This window comes from Listeria sp. SHR_NRA_18, from assembly GCF_003856515.1.
In the GTDB taxonomy this organism is placed as follows: Bacteria; Bacillota; Bacilli; order Lactobacillales; family Listeriaceae; genus Listeria_A; species Listeria_A newyorkensis.
Window position 1 is genome coordinate 1 of the sequence record NZ_QPKR01000080.1, and the last position, 421, is coordinate 421.

Annotated in this window: 1 pseudogene; it reads right to left on the reverse strand. The window is 57.0% G+C overall.

The features are described 5' to 3' along the window. Positions 1–421: pseudogene (locus DUK53_RS17235) on the reverse strand (D-lactate dehydrogenase); the annotation flags it as partial.

Genomic DNA, 421 nt, shown 5'->3' on the forward strand with positions numbered 1-421 from the left:
GCCGGATACTCCGCACCACGCTGATTGAGGATCGCCAACATCTGTTCTTTCAGCGCATGGCTGTCCGCGCCTTTTTTCACCACATAATCCTGGTGGAACACGTGGCACATAAAGTGGCCGTAATACAGCTTGTGCACTAACTGGTTGTCGATCTCCGGCGGCAGAGTTTCAAACCACTCGGTATCGTTGCGGCGCAGGGCGATATCCAGCGCCAGAATGTCCTCGACCTGATCGGCATGTACCGCGTGATAGCGCACGGCGGCGCCCGCTGCGGCAAAGCGGTGCAGGAACGCTTTCTTGCCTTCTTCAGGCGTACAGACGAAAAAGTCACCTTCGGCCTGGGCAAAGTAGCTTTTCAGATACTGTTCGGCCTCTGCCACACCCGGCCCGGCCATTTTCAGCAGCAGGTGGTGTTCAAAGC